The organism is Xanthomonas sp. WHRI 10204 (genome assembly GCF_040202875.1).
In the GTDB taxonomy this organism is placed as follows: domain Bacteria; phylum Pseudomonadota; class Gammaproteobacteria; order Xanthomonadales; family Xanthomonadaceae; genus Xanthomonas.
The window spans coordinates 392,055-407,926 of record NZ_JBEGDW010000003.1 but is presented as its reverse complement, the minus strand read 5'-3'; the positions used below and the strand labels follow the sequence as shown (position 1 = coordinate 407,926).

Genomic DNA, 15,872 nt, shown 5'->3' with positions numbered 1-15,872 from the left:
GCGGCCCAAGGCATCACGCGGGTGGCACGGGTTCTGGCATAATGCGCGGCCAGGCGCTCGTAGCTCAGCCGGATAGAGTAGTGGCTTCCGAAGCCATTGGTCGGGGGTTCGAATCCCTCCGGGCGCACCAGATCGCATCGTTCGGCCCGCTGCAGTGGCATTCCATTGCAGCGGGCCGAAATCGTTTCTGTGGTCAGGTCTTACAGTTTCTAAGCTTTGCGTCGCAACTGACGCTGCATGTCGCCAGCGCTGGTGTCGGAGGCCGTGATGTTCTGTGCCGGCAGCGCTAATGCACCGCTGTGAAGCCGGACGTTTACCTCGCAGCGTCAGTGTGGGCCGATGTCATCGTGTATGAGCGCTGATGGCCTTCGCTTAGTGCGCCGGTGAGCGCCATGCGAGGCGTCCGTTGCGGACTGCGCTCAAGCCTGTAGCGAATCGCTCCCACGCCATGTGTTGAAGAACGTGATGCGCCGAACAGGCCTCGACGCTGGACTCACTCAGATGTGGACTCACGCAAAGGCAGGGCGCGTACGCCCTGCCTTTGAAGCGAATCAGAGGCTGTCCGGCGCGGGTGCGGTGGCCCTGGCGTGCTGCTTGCCGCGCGCGTGTTCGATGGCGGTGCGCAACTTGCGGGCCGCGCCGGTGACGGCGGAGGCGGTGGTTTCGGCGCTATTGGTGGCAGCGATCGGCGGCAAGCCGGCGACGTGCGCTTCGATACTGCAGGTTCGATCCGCTGCGCCGCCGCGTTGGCCGTTCTCGTCGCGCAAATGCACTTCGACGCGGGTGATGTCGTTGGCGAAATGCGCCAGCTGGGCGGTGCAGGTCTTCTCGACATGCTGCACGACGGACGGGTCATGCGGCACGTGCTTGTCGGTCTGGATCTGAATCTGCATGGAGTTCTCCTTCGCGGTCATCCGCTGCGTCTGCCGCAGCGGTGACCTGATTCTGCGACAGCGCACTGTTGCCGCGAGGTGACAAGCCGCACAACGTTCATGCGCAGGTTTGGATGCGGGGATGCCACGTCACATGCGGCTGCTGGCGTGATAGCTGCCTTCGCTGACGAGCCTCCCATTGCGTCTTGCCATTGCACACTGGCGAGCTCTGCCAGCCTGAACCCGGCTGGCAGTGGCGATCGGCTGCGCTGTAGGCAGTGGCTTAAGATGCCGGCACCGCGGTAGTCCGCGCCTGTCCGATGCCTGCCTGTGTCCGAATTCCGAGTTGTTCGAAGTGCGCCGTGGGGTGTGGTGCGGCGTCTGCTGTTGCTGGCCGTGCTGTGGACGGTCTGCGTGGGCGCGGCGGCGGCGCAGGACGAGGACAAGCCGCTGGAGAGTACGAAGACCCAGCTGGACAGCATGCAGCAGGTGGTGACCAAGGCCGACGCGGGCATGGACAAGGCCGATACCGAGCAGCTCGTCAAGCTGACCGATGACGTCACCGGCACCCAGCGGAAGGCGCAGGAGCTGGTACGCACGTTGGAGCAGCCGCTCAAAGATCTCAACGCACGGTTGGAGGGGCTCGGCATCGCGCAGCCAAACGAGCCGGCCGATCTGGTCAAACAGCGCAAAGCGTTGATCAAAGAGCGCGATCAGTTAAATGCCGAGTTCATCCAGGCCACGCTGCTGGTCTCCAATGCCAAGGATCTGGCCGATCGGCTCGAACGCGAGCGGGTGCAGCGCTTCAGCGTCAAGCTCTCGACGCGGGTCGCCTCGCCGCTGTCGCCTGCGTTGTGGGGCCAGATCGCACAGCAATGGCCCGACGATCGTGGCCGCCTGCAGGCGCTGTCCGGCAAGGCGGTGCAGGTGGTGCAGGCGGGAACCGCAGCCAACGGCGTGGGTGGGTTGATCACCGGTGCCTTGGTCGCGTTGTTTCTGGCACTCCCGCTGCGTATCTTCCTGCGCCACCTGGGGCGCCGTTACGCGGCCTCGCGTGCGCCGGGCGGACGCCTGCGGCGCTCCGGGCTGGCGCTGTGGTTCCTGTTGGTCGGTACCCTGAGCCTGGGGGTGGCGGCGTTCGTGCTGGCAGAAAGTATTCGCGGGTTGAGCGAGCTGCCAGAGGATTTCGATCAATGGCTGACCGGGTTTGTCGCCATCAGTGTGGTGGCAGCCTTCGTCGGTTCGCTCAGTGCCAGCCTGCTGATGAAACACCAGCCCAGCTGGCGCCTGTTTCCGCTGGACGATGCCACCGTCGATCGCCTGCGCCTGCATTGTCTTGCCACTGCGGCAGTGATCTGGTTCAGCGGCATGGCGATGAAGACCAACGAGGTGGCCGGCAGCAGCGGCGCGCTGCTCACCGCCACCGACGCGCTGGCCGCCTTGCTGTACGCCGGGCTGATCCTGTCGGCGTTGGCTGGCTTGAGCCTGTCGTTGCGCGCGCATGCGGCCAATGCAGGCGTGGCCGATCCCGACAGCGATGCGCCGCCGCCGGTGGTGTCGCGCGGTGGCGGTTTCATCGTGCTGATCCGCCTGTTGGGCCACCTGGCGGTGATCTTCGCGTTGATCGCGGCCTTGTTCGGCTATCTCAACCTGGCCTTGTTCGTAGAGCGGCAGATCATCTGGATCACCCTGGTGTGCAGCCTGCTCGGCTTGCTGGTGATTTTTGCCGACGATCTGATGACCTGGTTGTTCAAGCCGGATGGGCGCTTCAGCCGGGCGCTGTCGCACGCGCTCAGCATCGGGAGCGGACGCCTGGTACAGCTGGGCTTGCTGATCTCGGCGGCGGCGCGGGTCTTGCTGGTGCTGTTGGGCATTGCGGTGCTGTTGACGCCGTATGGCGCCAACATCAACGTGGTCACCGACTGGGCGGAGAACATCGCGCACGGCATTTCCATTGGCAAGGAACTGGTGATCACTCCCGGCGATGTGTTCCGGGCGCTGTGCGTGTTCCTGCTTGGCATGGGTGTGGTGCACGTGGCGCAGCAGTGGCTGCTCAATACCTATTTGCCCAAGACCGAGCTCGATGACGGGGCGCGCAACTCGATCAGCACGGTGGCGCGTTATCTGGGCTGGTTGATCGTGGTGGTGTGGGGTCTGACCGCGTTGGGCCTGGATCTGAAGCGGCTGGCGCTGGTGTTGAGCGCATTGTCGGTGGGTATCGGTTTCGGCTTGCAGGCGATTACGCAGAACTTCGTGTCGGGGTTGATCCTGTTGGCCGAGCGGCCGGTGAAAATCGGCGATTGGGTGCGTATCGGCGACCAGGAAGGCGATGTGCGCAAGATCAGTGTGCGTGCGACCGAAATCCAGGTCGGCGATCGCTCCACCCTGATCGTGCCGAATTCGGAATTGATCACCAAAAGCGTGCGCAACATGACCCTGTCCAATCCGATGGGGCGGGTGCAATTGCAGTTCTCGGTACCGCTGGAAACCGAAGTGGCGAAGGTGCGCGACATGCTGCTGGAACTGTTCGCCGAGCATGCCAAGGTGCTGGCCGAGCCGGCGCCGTCGGTATTCATCGACTCGCTGGCCGGCGGCCATGTCAACTTCAATTCGTTCGCCTACGTGCGCAGCCCGCGCGATTCATATGGCGTGCGCAGCGAGCTGTTCTTTGCGTTGTTGCAGCGGATGGAAACGGTGGGGATTGCGCTGCAGTCGCCACAGGAAATCCGCTTCAGTCGTGCCGGGGTGGCGGTGGCACGCGATGGTGGCGAGGGCGCGTCGTCAGCGCCGCAGTGATGCGGCGTGTGCGACCCGCCTAACGTGCGTGACGTAGACGTGCGCCGGCATGTGTTGGACATCGCCGGTAACGCTGCATCGCGCGCCAGCGCGCTCCTGCGAGGCGGATGCGTTTGGCAGCAATGCTGCTTTACGAACGGTCGGCCACCGGGGTGTCCTTGACCAGTGCCAGATCGTCGACGCTGACATCTTCGGTGTAGTCGAGCCAGGCGCGAATTTCCAAGTCCTCCACCGCATGCTCCAGGCCCACCGGCATGCGGATACGTCCGGCGGCATCGGGCACCACCCATTGCTGGGCCAGTACCACCTTGCGTTCGGACGACACCGCTTCCACCCAGAACGCGCGGGTGGGGCGACGCTTGGCGTAGAGCTCGAGCATGTAGCTGCCTGCAGCGGTCTTGCGCGCGGATTGGGTGAGCATGATCGGCTGACGCACGCGCGGGCGCGGGCTTTGCGGTGTGGCATCCAGGGGCGCATCGACGGCGATGCCGCGGGTCAGGTCCGGGTCGCGGTAGAGCTTCATGTTTTGCTGGCGATCGACGACCAGCGCGCACCAGTCGCCATCGGCCGAGCCGTCCTCGAATGCGGTGCAGCGGTCCACGTAGGCCAGCGTGCCCTTGCTGTGGGTGCGGTCGAACTGACGCGAGGTGTTTTCCAGATACACCGTTTTCAGGTGGGTGTCTTCGTCGTATTCGAGCAGTACCGGCGGGCGCACCTGTTGCACGCCCACCACCACATCGCCATTGCCGTTGACGCGCAGCATGCGGGTGCTTTGCCCGGTCCATAGCGTGCGCGCAAAGGCGAGGTAGCGCGGGTAGTCCTTGCCGCTGTCGCGATTGGCGGCGACGCTGGCGCTGGGCGGTGCATCGCTGGCAAGCAAGGAGCGTCCGAAGCCCAGGGTGCGCATGCCCGGCTCCAGCAATTGCAGTAGCGTGGCACCGGAATCGAGCGTGCTGCCTGCGCGTGTGAGCACCTGTTGCGGCGCGATGCCCTTGCCGAGAAACAACAGCAGGTTTTCGCGTTTCTGATGGGCCAACACATCGCTCAGATCGTTCGGCATGGCCAGATGATCGGACGCGATCACGATAATGGTGTTGTTGCCGTAGCGACTGCTGCGGATGCGCGCCACCAGCTCGCCGATCAGGCGGTCGCTGCACTTGATCGCATGCAACAGACCGATGTCGCCCAGCGCGCTGTCGTAGCGCTGGCCCTTGCACGCCAGCGGCAGGTGGCCGGCCGGGTGATGGGTGTCCATGGTCAGCGTGGTCAGCATGAACGGTTGGCCGGCGCGCGACAGCGTCTGGAAGCTGTCCCAGGCATCGTCCAGTAACACGTCGTCGTGCACGCCCCATGCGGAAAAGTGCTTGGGTGCCACGCCTTTATCGCGGAAATGCTGCACGTCATCCACCACGTCGAAGCCATGGCTAGCCAGGAAACGGCCCTTGCCGGCAAAGCTGGCATCGGCACCGCCCACGTAGTGATTGCGGTAGCCCTGATCCTTGAGATAGTCGCCCAGGCAGCGCGCTTCGGGCAGGAACATGCCCATGCGATCCATGCTGTTTTCATCGCCCGGTGCGGTGGTCAGCGGCACGCCGCACATCGAGGCCACCATGCCGGCGATGGTCCACCCGCTGCCTTCGGTGGAGCTGAGGTTGCGCACGTCCACCGCTTCGGTGGCCAGCGCGCGCAGGTTGGGCATCAGGCCCGGAAACACCGACTCATCGAAGTAGGTGCGCTCCAGGCTCTCGCCGTAGATCCAGACGATGTTCTTGCGCTTTTGCAGCGGTTGCAGCGGCACCTGATATTCCGGAACCACCGTGGCGTAATCGACCGGGCGCAACTGGTAGTACAGCCGTTTGCCATCGCGATACAGCGGGCTCACCACGATGCTGACCAACAACATGCCCACGAACGATCCGAACACCACACCGCCGCCGCGCGAACGGCGGAAACGGCGCACCTTGACCAGGATGAGCGGGCTTAATGACAGCAGCAGCATGCTGATGAACACGGCGATGTAGCCGGAAAAGTCGCTGACGCCGGCGCCGTCCATGTCTGCGCGCAGGTGATACAGCGTGGCCGCATTGACGCCATCGCCGCTGAGCCGGTCGATCAAGCCCCAGGCGCTGAGCAGCAGCAGCAATAGCGACAGCAGGCCGGCTTTGAGCCAGGCCAGACGCGGCGAAGCGACCAACAGCCATAGCAATAGCAACAACGAGAACAACAACATCCAATGCATGCGCAACGTCCGTGGGGGAATGATGCGAGCGCGTACCGGACGCCTTGCTCGCCATGTCCTGTGCGCCACCTGCAATGTGACACCCGGATGACGGACTATGCCGCGCTGAAGCTGACTGAAATGTTTGTTGTGTTTGGATGTGGGTTTAGAGCGGCAAACAATACGTAGCTAGCAGTCGTCGGGTGGGTGTGGACGGCACGGAGGAACCGGAGTGTACGAGTGGTACATGCCGCACCGAGCGCCGGCTGCGCCCGCCTGGCGGTGAGTACAGTGATTTTGTTAGCCGCTCTTAATGCGTTGTTCGATGCGGGTGTGTCCATCCGCATGAAGTGTTGTTTGGGTGTGCTGTGGGGGCGGTGCGTGTGGTGTTGATTCACGGCAGTCGCACTGAGTGCTGGGAAGGTGATTTGGCAATGCGCTGTGCGTGATGTATCTGTTGTGCGTGGTCACGACTGGCGGTGGATGATCGAGACCGGCCGATTACGTCGGGTTCGGTCTTCACTGATCGATGTAATCGGTCATATCGTTAGCAGGAGCGTTTGCATCTGTTTGCGTCAGCGCGTCGTTGAGGGCGATGCGGGGTTTGCGTCACGCCGTCGAGGCTTGATGCGTGGGCTCGATGAGCGGCGTTGCCCCGTACCCTCACCCCAACCCCTCTCCCGGTGGGAGAGGGGCTTTAGAGTCTGGAGGTCTTTGTTGGTGCGTGCACGACATCCACGAGTGCATGCGGCTGGTGGCGTCGATGATCCGGGCTAGGCACGATCGATCGGCGTAATCGCCAATATCGTCAGTCAGCAATATCGCCTAAAACAGCGCTGGTCTGTCTGCGTTCGTGCTGACCAGTCTGCATTCAAGCATTACAACTAACTTGCAGCAGCTGGCCTTCTCGTCGGCCACTATCTGTGCCCGCGCTCTTCGCGCACGCGCCGGTCGAATTAAGAGCGCGCTGACTCGGCGGCCGCTATCTGTGCCCACGCTCTTCGCGTGCACGTACGCGGCGGTCAAATAGCAGTGCGCTGAGCACGATGCCGAGGCCCAGCACGACGCCGAGCAGAAACAGCACCATCGCAATGGCTGGATAGCCCCACAGTTTCAGGCCGGTTTCGATGCGCATCATCTGCGCCGAGGCCATGATCAGCGCAGCGGTGACGATGCCGGCCGCAACGCGGTTGGCGATCTTCTGCAGGCTTTCCATCAGATGCGATTCTTCCAGCCCGGTGACGCGCATCTGCAGGCGGTTTTCCGCGGCCAGCGACAGGATCTCGGACATGCGGCGCGGGCCTTCGCGCACCAGATGCTGCAGTTCCATCGCTTCGCTGGCCAGGTTGGCGGCGGACAGCGATTTTTTCAGCCGCGCGCGCATCACATGCTGCAGGTGGCGTTCGACGATACGGCGCGTGTCCAGGTTGGGCGACAACGCGCGGCACACGCCTTCCAGATTCAGCAGGGTCTTGCCGAGCAGGCTCAGTTCCGGTGGCGTGCGCAGGCCGTTTGCGGTGGCGATACGCACCAGATCCAGCACCACGCGGCCTTCGGAGGTGGTGTCGTGCGCGGCATAGCGCGCGATCATCTGCCCGGTTTCGCGCTGGTAGCGGTCTTCGTCGTAATCCTCCAGGCGCGTGCTGAGCGCGATGGTCTCTTCGGCCACTTCTTCGCCGCGCCCGTCGACGGCGGCAAACAGCAACTTGAGCAGACGTTCGCGCAGACGCGGCGGCACGTGCGCCACCATGCCCAGGTCGAAGATGGCCAGCCGCCCGTCCTGCAACACACGCAGGTTGCCCGGGTGCGGGTCGGCATGGATTTCGCCATGCACGAACATCTGATCCAGATATCCCTTGACCAGCTCCGCCGCCAAATTATCCATCGGCTGCTCGGTGCGACGCAGGCCGGAGATCTTGTCCACGCGCACGCCTTCGGCCAGCTGCATGGTCAGTACCTTGCGGCTGCTCAGGTCCCAGATCGGTTGCGGTATCCACAACAACGGAAACGGCTTGAGATGTTTGCCGAAGCGCACCAGGGTTTCGGCTTCGTCTTCGTAATTGAGCTCGGCGCGCAGGGTCTTGCCGAATTCGCCCAGCCAGTCGGCAAAGCGCACGCGGCGGCCGATGCCGGTGAGCCGGTCGGCCGCGGTGGCAAAACTCTTGAGGACATCCAGGTCCGAGCGCACTTGCGCGGCGACTTCAGGCTTTTGCACCTTGATCGCCACCGGCGTGCCATCGCGCAACGCGGCCCGATGCACCTGCGCCAGCGAGGCGCAGCCCAGCGGCACCGGGTCGAAAAACGAGAACGCCTTGTTGACCGACACGCCGAGTTCTTCTTCGATGATCTGGCGGATGCGTTCCACCGGCACCGAGCTGGTGTTTTCCTGCATGCGCTCCAGCGCGGTGGCGAACTCCGGCGGCACGATGTCCGGGCGCGTGGACAACATCTGACCGAGTTTGACGAAGGTGGGGCCTAGCGATTCCAGGTCGGAGACGAACTGGTCGGGCGTGCCTTCGGCCGGCACCTCGTACTCGTTGATGGCGGCCGGATCCAGATTCATGCCGGCAAACACACCCGACCCGCGGTACCGCAGCAACAAGCGCAGGATCTGCGTACGCCGGCTCATGCCGCCCACCACAGCCTGATCGGCCGGGTGCGTTGCCGGAGCCGGTGTGCGGTGCGGGTCATTCGGACTCAAGGCCATCTCCGGGGCGTCATGCGAGCAGCGAGTGTGGCCAGCGCGGGGTCGTCAGCCGGTGAATCCGGGTGCGCCGTAACAGCGTTGCGAGCGCTGCCGATGCCTGCGCTGGCACGTGTCCGGCCTGGGTTTGGCAGTGCCGGCAACCGCCCGGCAACGGCGCGCAACGACCGCGCAATGGCCTGCCATCACCCCATGCGGGCGCAGGATCGGCGAGAATTCACACCTACTCACGCACGACCACCCTCGAAGGACCTCCGCATGGCCGGTGCCAGCCTGTTTACCCTGCTCGACGACATCGCCACCCTGCTGGACGACGTTTCCATCCTGACCAAGGTTGCGGCCAAGAAAACCGCCGGCGTGCTGGGCGACGATCTGGCGCTTAACGCGCAGCAGGTGACCGGCGTCAGCGCCGACCGCGAGTTGCCGGTGGTCTGGGCAGTTGCCAAGGGGTCGCTGGTCAACAAGGTGATCCTGGTGCCGGCGGCGTTGGCGATCAGCGCGCTGGAGGCCTGGTTGCGCGGACGCGGCTACAACGTGCCGTTGGTGATGCCGCTGATGATGATCGGCGGCGCCTACCTGTGCTTCGAAGGCGTGGAGAAGCTGGCGCACAAGTTCCTGCACGACGCGGACGAAGAGGCGCAGCGGCATGCCGAGCGCACCCGCGCGCTGGCCGACGAACAGGTCGATGTGGTGGCGCTGGAGAAGGACAAGGTCAAGGGTGCGATCCGCACCGACTTCATCCTGTCGGCGGAGATCATCGTGTTGTCGCTGGGCGTGGTGGCCGCTGTGTCGTTCGGCCAGCAGGTGGCGGTGTTGGTGGCGATCGCACTGGCGATGACCATCGGCGTGTACGGCCTGGTCGCGGCGATCGTGAAGCTGGACGATCTGGGCCTGTACCTGACCCAGAAGGGCGCGTCGCTGGCGGCGCTCGGCCGCGGCATTCTGGTGGCCGCGCCATGGTTGATGAAGTTCCTGTCGGTAGCCGGCACGCTGGCGATGTTTCTGGTCGGCGGCGGCATCCTGGTCCACAACATCCCCGCGCTGCATCACCTCGTCATGGATCTGGCCAAGTCGGCCGGCAGCATGGGCTGGCTGGTCGAGGCGCTGGGCAACATGGTGGTCGGCGTGGTCGCCGGTGCGGTGGTGCTGGGAGCCGTGATGTTGTTTCAGAAGCTGCGCGGGAATAAGGCCGCGCACTGATCTTGTCTTGGAGCGGCTACCAGAACGTAGTGAGCACTCGTTAGGTGGGTGCGGACGGTGCGGAGGAACACGGAGCGGACGAGTGGACCATGCCGCACCGAGCACTCACTGCATCCGCCTGGCAGTGAGCACAGTCGTTTTGTCAGCTGCCCTAATCTGCGCTGATCACCCGGTTCTTGCCCGCGGCTTTGGCGTCGTACATGGCGCGGTCGGCGCGGCGCACCAGCTCGTCCTGGGTTTCGTCGGTATGGCGCAGCGCCACGCCTGCGCTGAAGCTGATGAAGATCCGCACGTCTTCGTGCAGCAAGGAGCGCTGCGCCATGGCACGTTGCAGGCGGATGACCGCCGCGCTGGCCTCGAAGATGGTCGAGTCCGGCAGCAGCAGTACGAATTCTTCGCCGCCGAAGCGGGCAATGGCATCGGTGGTACGCAATACCGCCTTGGCCACATCGACGGTGTGGCGTAGCGCGGCGTCGCCGCCGGCGTGGCCGTGGGCTTCGTTGAGGCGGCGGAAGTCGTCCAGGTCCAGCATCGCCACGCACAGCGGCTGGCCGCTGCGTTGGGTGCGCACCGCTTCGCGCTGAAACAGTTCTTCGAAGCCGCGCCGGTTGAGCGCGCCGGTCAGCTGGTCTTCGCGCACCAGTCCGGCGACTGCGTTGAGTTCCTGTTCGAGCGAGGCGATGCGTTGTTCGGCGTCTTCGACCTGGCGGCGTGCGGACAGCAGCTCGTCGCGCGCGGCCAGCGCCTGGGCCTGGACCCCGGCGGTGTCCTGCAGCACGTCCTGCAGCAGGCGGTTGAGATCGGGAATGCTGCGAGCGTCGCCGATCGCCTGCGAATAGCCGGCAACGCGGTCGTGATACTCGCCGGTGCTGGTGGCCATGCCGTCGAGCCGGTCGACGAAGGACACCATCATTTCGCGCATGGCGCTCTTGGAATCGGCAATGCCCTGCTTGAGCAGGCCCTGCTTGTAGATCACCTCGCGCAGGGTGCCGCGCGCCTGTTCGATCGATTCCACGTCCAGCGGGCCGGCCAGCAGCTGCCGCACTACCGAGATCTGGCCTTGCAACCAGCTGCGATCGTCGAGGAGTTCGCCGACGTTCTCCAACAATAGGTCGAACAAGCCGAGCAACAGGTTCTGTTGTTCGCTGGCATCCTCGGCGCGCAGGCCGATCTGATGGCTGAGCTCGCGCAGTCGCTGCTCCAGCGTGATCAGCTCATGCCCCGGGCGCCAGTGGCGCAGGGCCGATGCCAGGGTCTGGGCTTCTTCGGCCAGCTCCGGGCTGCGTTGCAGCAGGGTGGCCAGGGCGTTGCCTAGCGCGTGCCGCAGCAGGTCGCGCAGCTGTTCGGCTTCGGTGCGGCCTTCGGCGATGGAGTCGCCGATATCGATGGTGCGGATGTATTTGTCGATTAGCTGGCGCAGCGTGCGGCCGTAGCCTGGCCAGTCGCCGGCCGCATAGGCCGCGCTCAGGCGTACGCCCATGTCGCCGAGCTCACCATGCAGGCTGGCGATGCCTTCGGCGAACGCCAGCAGCAGCGCCTCGGGATGCGCGGCATGCGAAAACAGACGAACGAGCATCGCGGTGGCGGCCGCCGGATCGTGCGCGCCGGACTTGGTCTTGGCGGGAACCAGCTGATGTGCCGCCAGACCCGGCGCGGCATGCGCGCTGCCGCGCACGCTCGGCAGCGCAGCGACCGGGCGCGCGGTGTCCGTGCCGCCCCAGGGCAACAGACGGCGCAGCCCGCCACGCGGGCGGCTTGGAAGGTCAGGCTGGTCGGTCATGCCAGGTCTCGAAAGGTCGACGTGCTATCGCTGGTTATCGGCGCGTATGCGAGTCGCTTGAGCAGACCGGACCGTACGGCGCAGTCCGCAGCATGCATCCAATCGCGACGCCGCGATGCGATGCATGACGCGAACGTGGGCATGAACAAGTTACACAGATGACGACGACCACAGCCGCACTCTCCCGCATTCGGTGCATCTCAGTGCCTATGCACCGATGCGGGGATGTCATCGCACTGCAATGCATCGCTTATGCCCGCAGACCTGCGCAACTGTGCGTAAAGGAATGTGGGCTGTCGCAGAAAAGTCAGCACATGTTCACGCATATTTTATTTGTACGGGGTGTAGATTCATCACCAAGGACAACGTGGAGTACGCGCGTGGTCCCTGCTCCTCATTCGTAGCATGTCGTCTGGCCACATCGGCAGACGATGGTTTTCGCTTCGCCGTTTTCCGTCTCCACCCACTTTACGACGGACGTTTAGATGGTTGCCACGATGCCGCTTCACGCCAGCACTGCACGCTTAGAGCGCAGCACGATGATCCCCACGCTGAAGAAGAGCGGGCGGCCGCGTGATGCACGCGGGCGTTTCATTCGCCATCACGAGCGATTGCCGGTGTCGCTGGCCGATACGCGCGGTGCATTGTTCGTGGTGTCGGAGATGGCCGACTTCATCAAGGCTGGCGGTCTGGGCGATGTCGCGGCAGCACTGCCGCGCGCGCTACGCCATCGCTACGACGTGCGTGTGTTGATCCCCGGCTACCGCGCGGTGCTCGAGCGCGCCGGCAAGGTGGAGATCGTGGGACGCGTGTTGGCGCATGCCGCGCTGCCGGCCTGCGACATCGGCCGCATCGTGCAGTCCGATGGCCTGCCGATCTACATCCTGTTGTCCAAGGAACTGTTCGAACGCGATGGCTCGCCGTATGTGAGCACCAGCGGTTCGGAGTTCGAAGACAACGCGATCCGCTTCGCCACCTTGTCGCATGCCGCCGCGCAGATTGCCGCCGGTCATGCCGGCCTGGGCTGGAAGCCGCGCCTGCTGCATCTCAACGACTGGCCGTGCGCGCTGGCGGCCGGCTACGTGCGTTGGTCCGGCGGCACCACCCCGTGCCTGTTGACCATCCACAACCTGGCCTACCAGGGCCTGGTGCCGTATTCGATGGCCTCGGCACTGGGCATCCCGGCCGAGCGGGTGGCCGAGCTGGAGTTCTACGGGCAGATGTCGTTCCTGCGTGGCGGTATCGTCAATGCAGACCACGTCAACACCGTCAGCATCAGCTATGCCAAGCAGATCACCGGCCCGGCGCAGGGCTGTGGGCTGGACCGGCTGCTGGCCGGCCGCGCTGCCAAGGGCGCGCTGACCGGCATCGTCAACGGCATCGACGCCAGCTGGGACCCGCGCACCGACGTCCACCTGGATTCGCACTTCAGCGTGAACCAGTGGCAGGGCCGGCAGGCCAATGCCGCCCAGGTGCGCAAGGCTTTCGGGCTGCGCGACAGCACCGGGCCGTTGTTCGCGGTGGTGTCGCGGCTGGTGCATCAGAAGGGCCTGGACCTGATCTGCGAGGTTGCCCCGCAGATCGTGGCGGCCGGTGGCCAGATTGCCGTGATCGGCGGTGGCGAGCCGGAGATCGAACAACAGGTGGCCGAGTTGACCCGCCGGTATCCCGGCCAGGTCGGTGCCTTCATCGGCTTCGAGGAAGGCCTGGCGCGGCGCATGTTCGCCGGTGCGGACTTCCTGCTGATGCCCTCGCGCTTCGAGCCTTGCGGCCTGAGCCAGATGTACGCGCAGCGCTTCGGCTGCCTGCCGATCGCGCACGCCACCGGCGGGCTGATCGATACCGTGGACGACGGCGTGACCGGTTTCCTGTTCCAGCACGCCAGCGTGGAGGCCCTGCGCCGCTGCCTGGAACGCGCGTTCCGCACCTTCCGGCTGCCCAGCCTGCTGTCGGCCATGCGCCGCGCTGCCATGCTGCGGCCCAGCGGCTGGGATGTGGCCGGCAAGAAGTATCTGTCCCTTTACGAACGCACCGCCGCAACCGCACCTGCGCTTGCGACGGTGTCATGAGCGAACGGTTGGGCGTGCAAGGGCAGGGAACGGAAGGCGAGGCTGTGACCACGGAAGGAGTGTCTGATAGCGCGCTTGCCTTGCAGGCGCTGGCCGACGGAGCGCCCACTGACGCGTTCGCGGTGCTGGGCCCGCATCTGCAGGCCGACGGCCGCCGTCGTGTTCGGGTGCTGGCACCCGGCGCCGAGGCGATGGGCCTGATCGATCCACGCGGCAAGTTGCTGGCGCGCATGCAGGCCGGCGCGGTCGATGGCGTGTTCGAAGGCGAGCTGGCGGTCGATGGCCCGTATCGGTTGCGCATCGTCTGGCCGGACGTGGTGCAGGAGATCGAAGACCCGTACGCGTTTGCCCCCACCCTGGACGAGTCGCTGCTGCTGCAGATCGCCGCCGGCGACGGGCAGGCGTTGCGCAGCACGCTGGGCGCACAGCATCTGCGCTGCGGCGATGTGCCGGGCGTGCGCTTTGCGGTCTGGGCGCCGCACGCGCAGCGCGTGGCGGTGGTGGGCGACTTCAATGGCTGGGAGGCGCGGCGGCATCCCATGCGTCAGCGTCTGGGCGGCTTCTGGGAGCTGTTCCTGCCGCGTGTGGAGGCCGGCGCCCGCTACAAATACGCCATTACCGCCGCCGATGGCCGTGTGCTGCTCAAGGCCGACCCGGTCGCGCGCCAGAGCGAGCTGCCGCCGGCCACCGCTTCGGTGGTGCCCGGTGGCGCCGCGTTTGCGTGGACCGATGCCGAGTGGATGGACAAGCGTGCGGTGCAGGCACTGCCGGCGCCGATGTCCATCTACGAGGTACATGCCGCTTCGTGGCGCCGCGATGGCCACAACCAGCCGCTGGACTGGCCCAGTCTGGCCAAGCAACTGATCCCATATGTGCAGGAACTGGGCTTCACCCATCTCGAGTTGCTGCCGATCACCGAGCACCCGTTTGGTGGCTCGTGGGGTTACCAGCCGCTGGGCCTGTATGCGCCGACTGCCCGTCACGGCAGCCCGGATGGCTTTGCGCAGTTCGTCGATGCCTGCCACCGTGCCGGCATCGGCGTGATCCTGGATTGGGTCAGCGCGCACTTCCCCGATGATGCGCACGGCCTGGCGCAGTTCGATGGCGCCGCGCTGTACGAGCATGCCGACCCGCGCGAAGGCATGCATCGCGACTGGAATACGCTGATCTACAACTACGGCCGCCCGGAAGTGACCGCCTACCTGTTGGGCAGCGCGCTGGAGTGGATCGATCATTACCACCTCGACGGCCTGCGCGTGGATGCGGTGGCCTCGATGCTGTACCGCGATTACGGACGTGCCGAAGGCGAGTGGGTGCCCAACGCGCACGGCGGCCGCGAGAATCTGGAGGCGGTGGCGTTCTTGCGCCAGCTCAACCGCGAGATTGCCGCGCGCCATCCCGGCGTGCTGACCATCGCCGAAGAATCCACCGCCTGGCCCGGCGTGACCGCGCCGATCAGCGACGGCGGGCTGGGCTTTACGCACAAGTGGAACATGGGTTGGATGCACGACACGCTGAGCTATATGCAGCGCGATCCTGCCGAGCGCGCGCAACACCACAGCCAGCTCACCTTCGGCCTGGTGTACGCGTTCTCCGAACGCTTCGTGTTGCCGCTGTCGCACGACGAAGTGGTGCATCGCACCGGCGGCCTGCTTGGGCAGATGCCGGGCGACGACTGGCGCCGCTTCGCCAACCTGCGCGCGTATCTGGCGCTGATGTGGGCGCATCCGGGCGACAAACTGGTGTTCATGGGCGCCGAATTCGGCCAGTGGAGCGATTGGAATCACGACCAGTCGCTGGACTGGCATCTGCTCGACGGCGCGCCGCATCGCGGCGTGCAGCAACTGGTGGGCGATCTCAATGCCACCTTGCGCCGCGTGCCGGCGCTGTACCGCAGCACGCATCGCGCCGATGGCTTCGACTGGAGCGTGGCCGACGACGCACGCAATAGCGTACTTGCCTTCATTCGTCACGATCCCGAAGGCGGTGCGCCGCCGTTGCTGGCGGTGAGCAACCTCACCCCGCAACCTCAGCACGACTACCGCGTGGGAGTGCCGCGCGCCGGCATCTGGCGCGAAATCCTCAATACCGACAGTGCCCGTTACGGCGGCAGCAACCTCGGCAACAGCGGTCGTCTTGCGACCGAGCCGATGGGCATGCATGGGCATACGCAACGTCTGCGCCTGACTCTGCCGCCGCTGGCCACGATCTACCTGCAAGCGGAGAAATAACA

The 15,872-nt window shown here is 65.2% G+C and carries 8 protein-coding genes, 1 tRNA gene and 2 other RNA genes; 5 read left to right on the top strand and 6 right to left on the bottom strand.

Annotated elements, in window-relative coordinates; translation table 11 throughout:
* The first annotated feature begins 53 nt into the window (after positions 1 to 53).
* Positions 54 to 130 (top strand) — tRNA-Arg (locus tag ABQZ00_RS18675).
* Between the two features lie 421 nt (positions 131 to 551).
* Here ABQZ00_RS18675 and ABQZ00_RS18670 read toward each other — a convergent pair.
* Entirely contained in the window at positions 552 to 893 is a 342-nt protein-coding gene (locus ABQZ00_RS18670) for an HPF/RaiA family ribosome-associated protein (protein WP_055853941.1), read from the bottom strand.
* A gap of 351 nt (positions 894 to 1,244) precedes the next feature.
* Between ABQZ00_RS18670 and ABQZ00_RS18665 the strand changes: the two genes are divergently transcribed.
* On the top strand, positions 1,245 to 3,668 hold the full coding sequence (locus tag ABQZ00_RS18665) for a DUF3772 domain-containing protein (RefSeq protein ID WP_323538667.1): 2,424 nt from the start codon (positions 1,245 to 1,247) through the stop codon (positions 3,666 to 3,668).
* A gap of 130 nt (positions 3,669 to 3,798) precedes the next feature.
* On the opposite strand, the gene ABQZ00_RS18660 is transcribed toward ABQZ00_RS18665, so the two are convergent.
* From ABQZ00_RS18660 to ABQZ00_RS18650, 3 genes are all read right to left on the bottom strand, one after another.
* Positions 3,799 to 5,907, bottom strand: a complete 2,109-nt coding sequence (locus ABQZ00_RS18660) for a phosphoglycerol transferase I (protein WP_323538519.1) — start codon at positions 5,905 to 5,907, stop codon at positions 3,799 to 3,801.
* 152 nt (positions 5,908 to 6,059) lie between these two features.
* Positions 6,060 to 6,135, bottom strand: a non-coding RNA gene (locus ABQZ00_RS18655) — sX9 sRNA.
* A 733-nt stretch (positions 6,136 to 6,868) separates the two neighbouring features.
* Complete coding sequence (locus ABQZ00_RS18650) at positions 6,869 to 8,593, bottom strand: ABC1 kinase family protein (protein WP_055853336.1); 1,725 nt, start codon at positions 8,591 to 8,593, stop codon at positions 6,869 to 6,871.
* Positions 8,594 to 8,848: 255 nt separating this feature from the next.
* On the opposite strand from ABQZ00_RS18650, the gene ABQZ00_RS18645 reads away from it, so the two are divergent.
* Positions 8,849 to 9,790: a DUF808 domain-containing protein gene (locus tag ABQZ00_RS18645; protein ID WP_323538520.1), complete on the top strand. Its 942-nt coding sequence runs from the start codon at positions 8,849 to 8,851 to the stop codon at positions 9,788 to 9,790.
* 14 nt (positions 9,791 to 9,804) lie between these two features.
* Here ABQZ00_RS18645 and ABQZ00_RS18640 read toward each other — a convergent pair.
* Both ABQZ00_RS18640 and ABQZ00_RS18635 read right to left on the bottom strand, forming a co-directional pair.
* Positions 9,805 to 9,881, bottom strand: a non-coding RNA gene (locus ABQZ00_RS18640) — sX9 sRNA.
* Positions 9,882 to 9,941: 60 nt separating this feature from the next.
* The gene (locus tag ABQZ00_RS18635; RefSeq protein ID WP_115561062.1) at positions 9,942 to 11,570 is read right to left on the bottom strand and encodes a GGDEF domain-containing protein; all 1,629 of its coding nucleotides are present in this window, start codon (positions 11,568 to 11,570) and stop codon (positions 9,942 to 9,944) included.
* A gap of 485 nt (positions 11,571 to 12,055) precedes the next feature.
* Between ABQZ00_RS18635 and glgA the strand changes: the two genes are divergently transcribed.
* Positions 12,056 to 13,639, top strand: coding sequence for a glycogen synthase GlgA (gene glgA, locus ABQZ00_RS18630; protein WP_115512780.1), 1,584 nt, complete (start codon positions 12,056 to 12,058; stop codon positions 13,637 to 13,639).
* Positions 13,636 to 15,870 (top strand): 1,4-alpha-glucan branching enzyme, encoded by a 2,235-nt coding sequence (locus ABQZ00_RS18625; RefSeq protein ID WP_323538521.1) that lies wholly within the window; start codon positions 13,636 to 13,638, stop codon positions 15,868 to 15,870. The genes glgA and ABQZ00_RS18625 overlap by 4 nt, the downstream gene beginning before the upstream one ends.
* Positions 15,871 to 15,872: the final 2 nt, after the last annotated feature.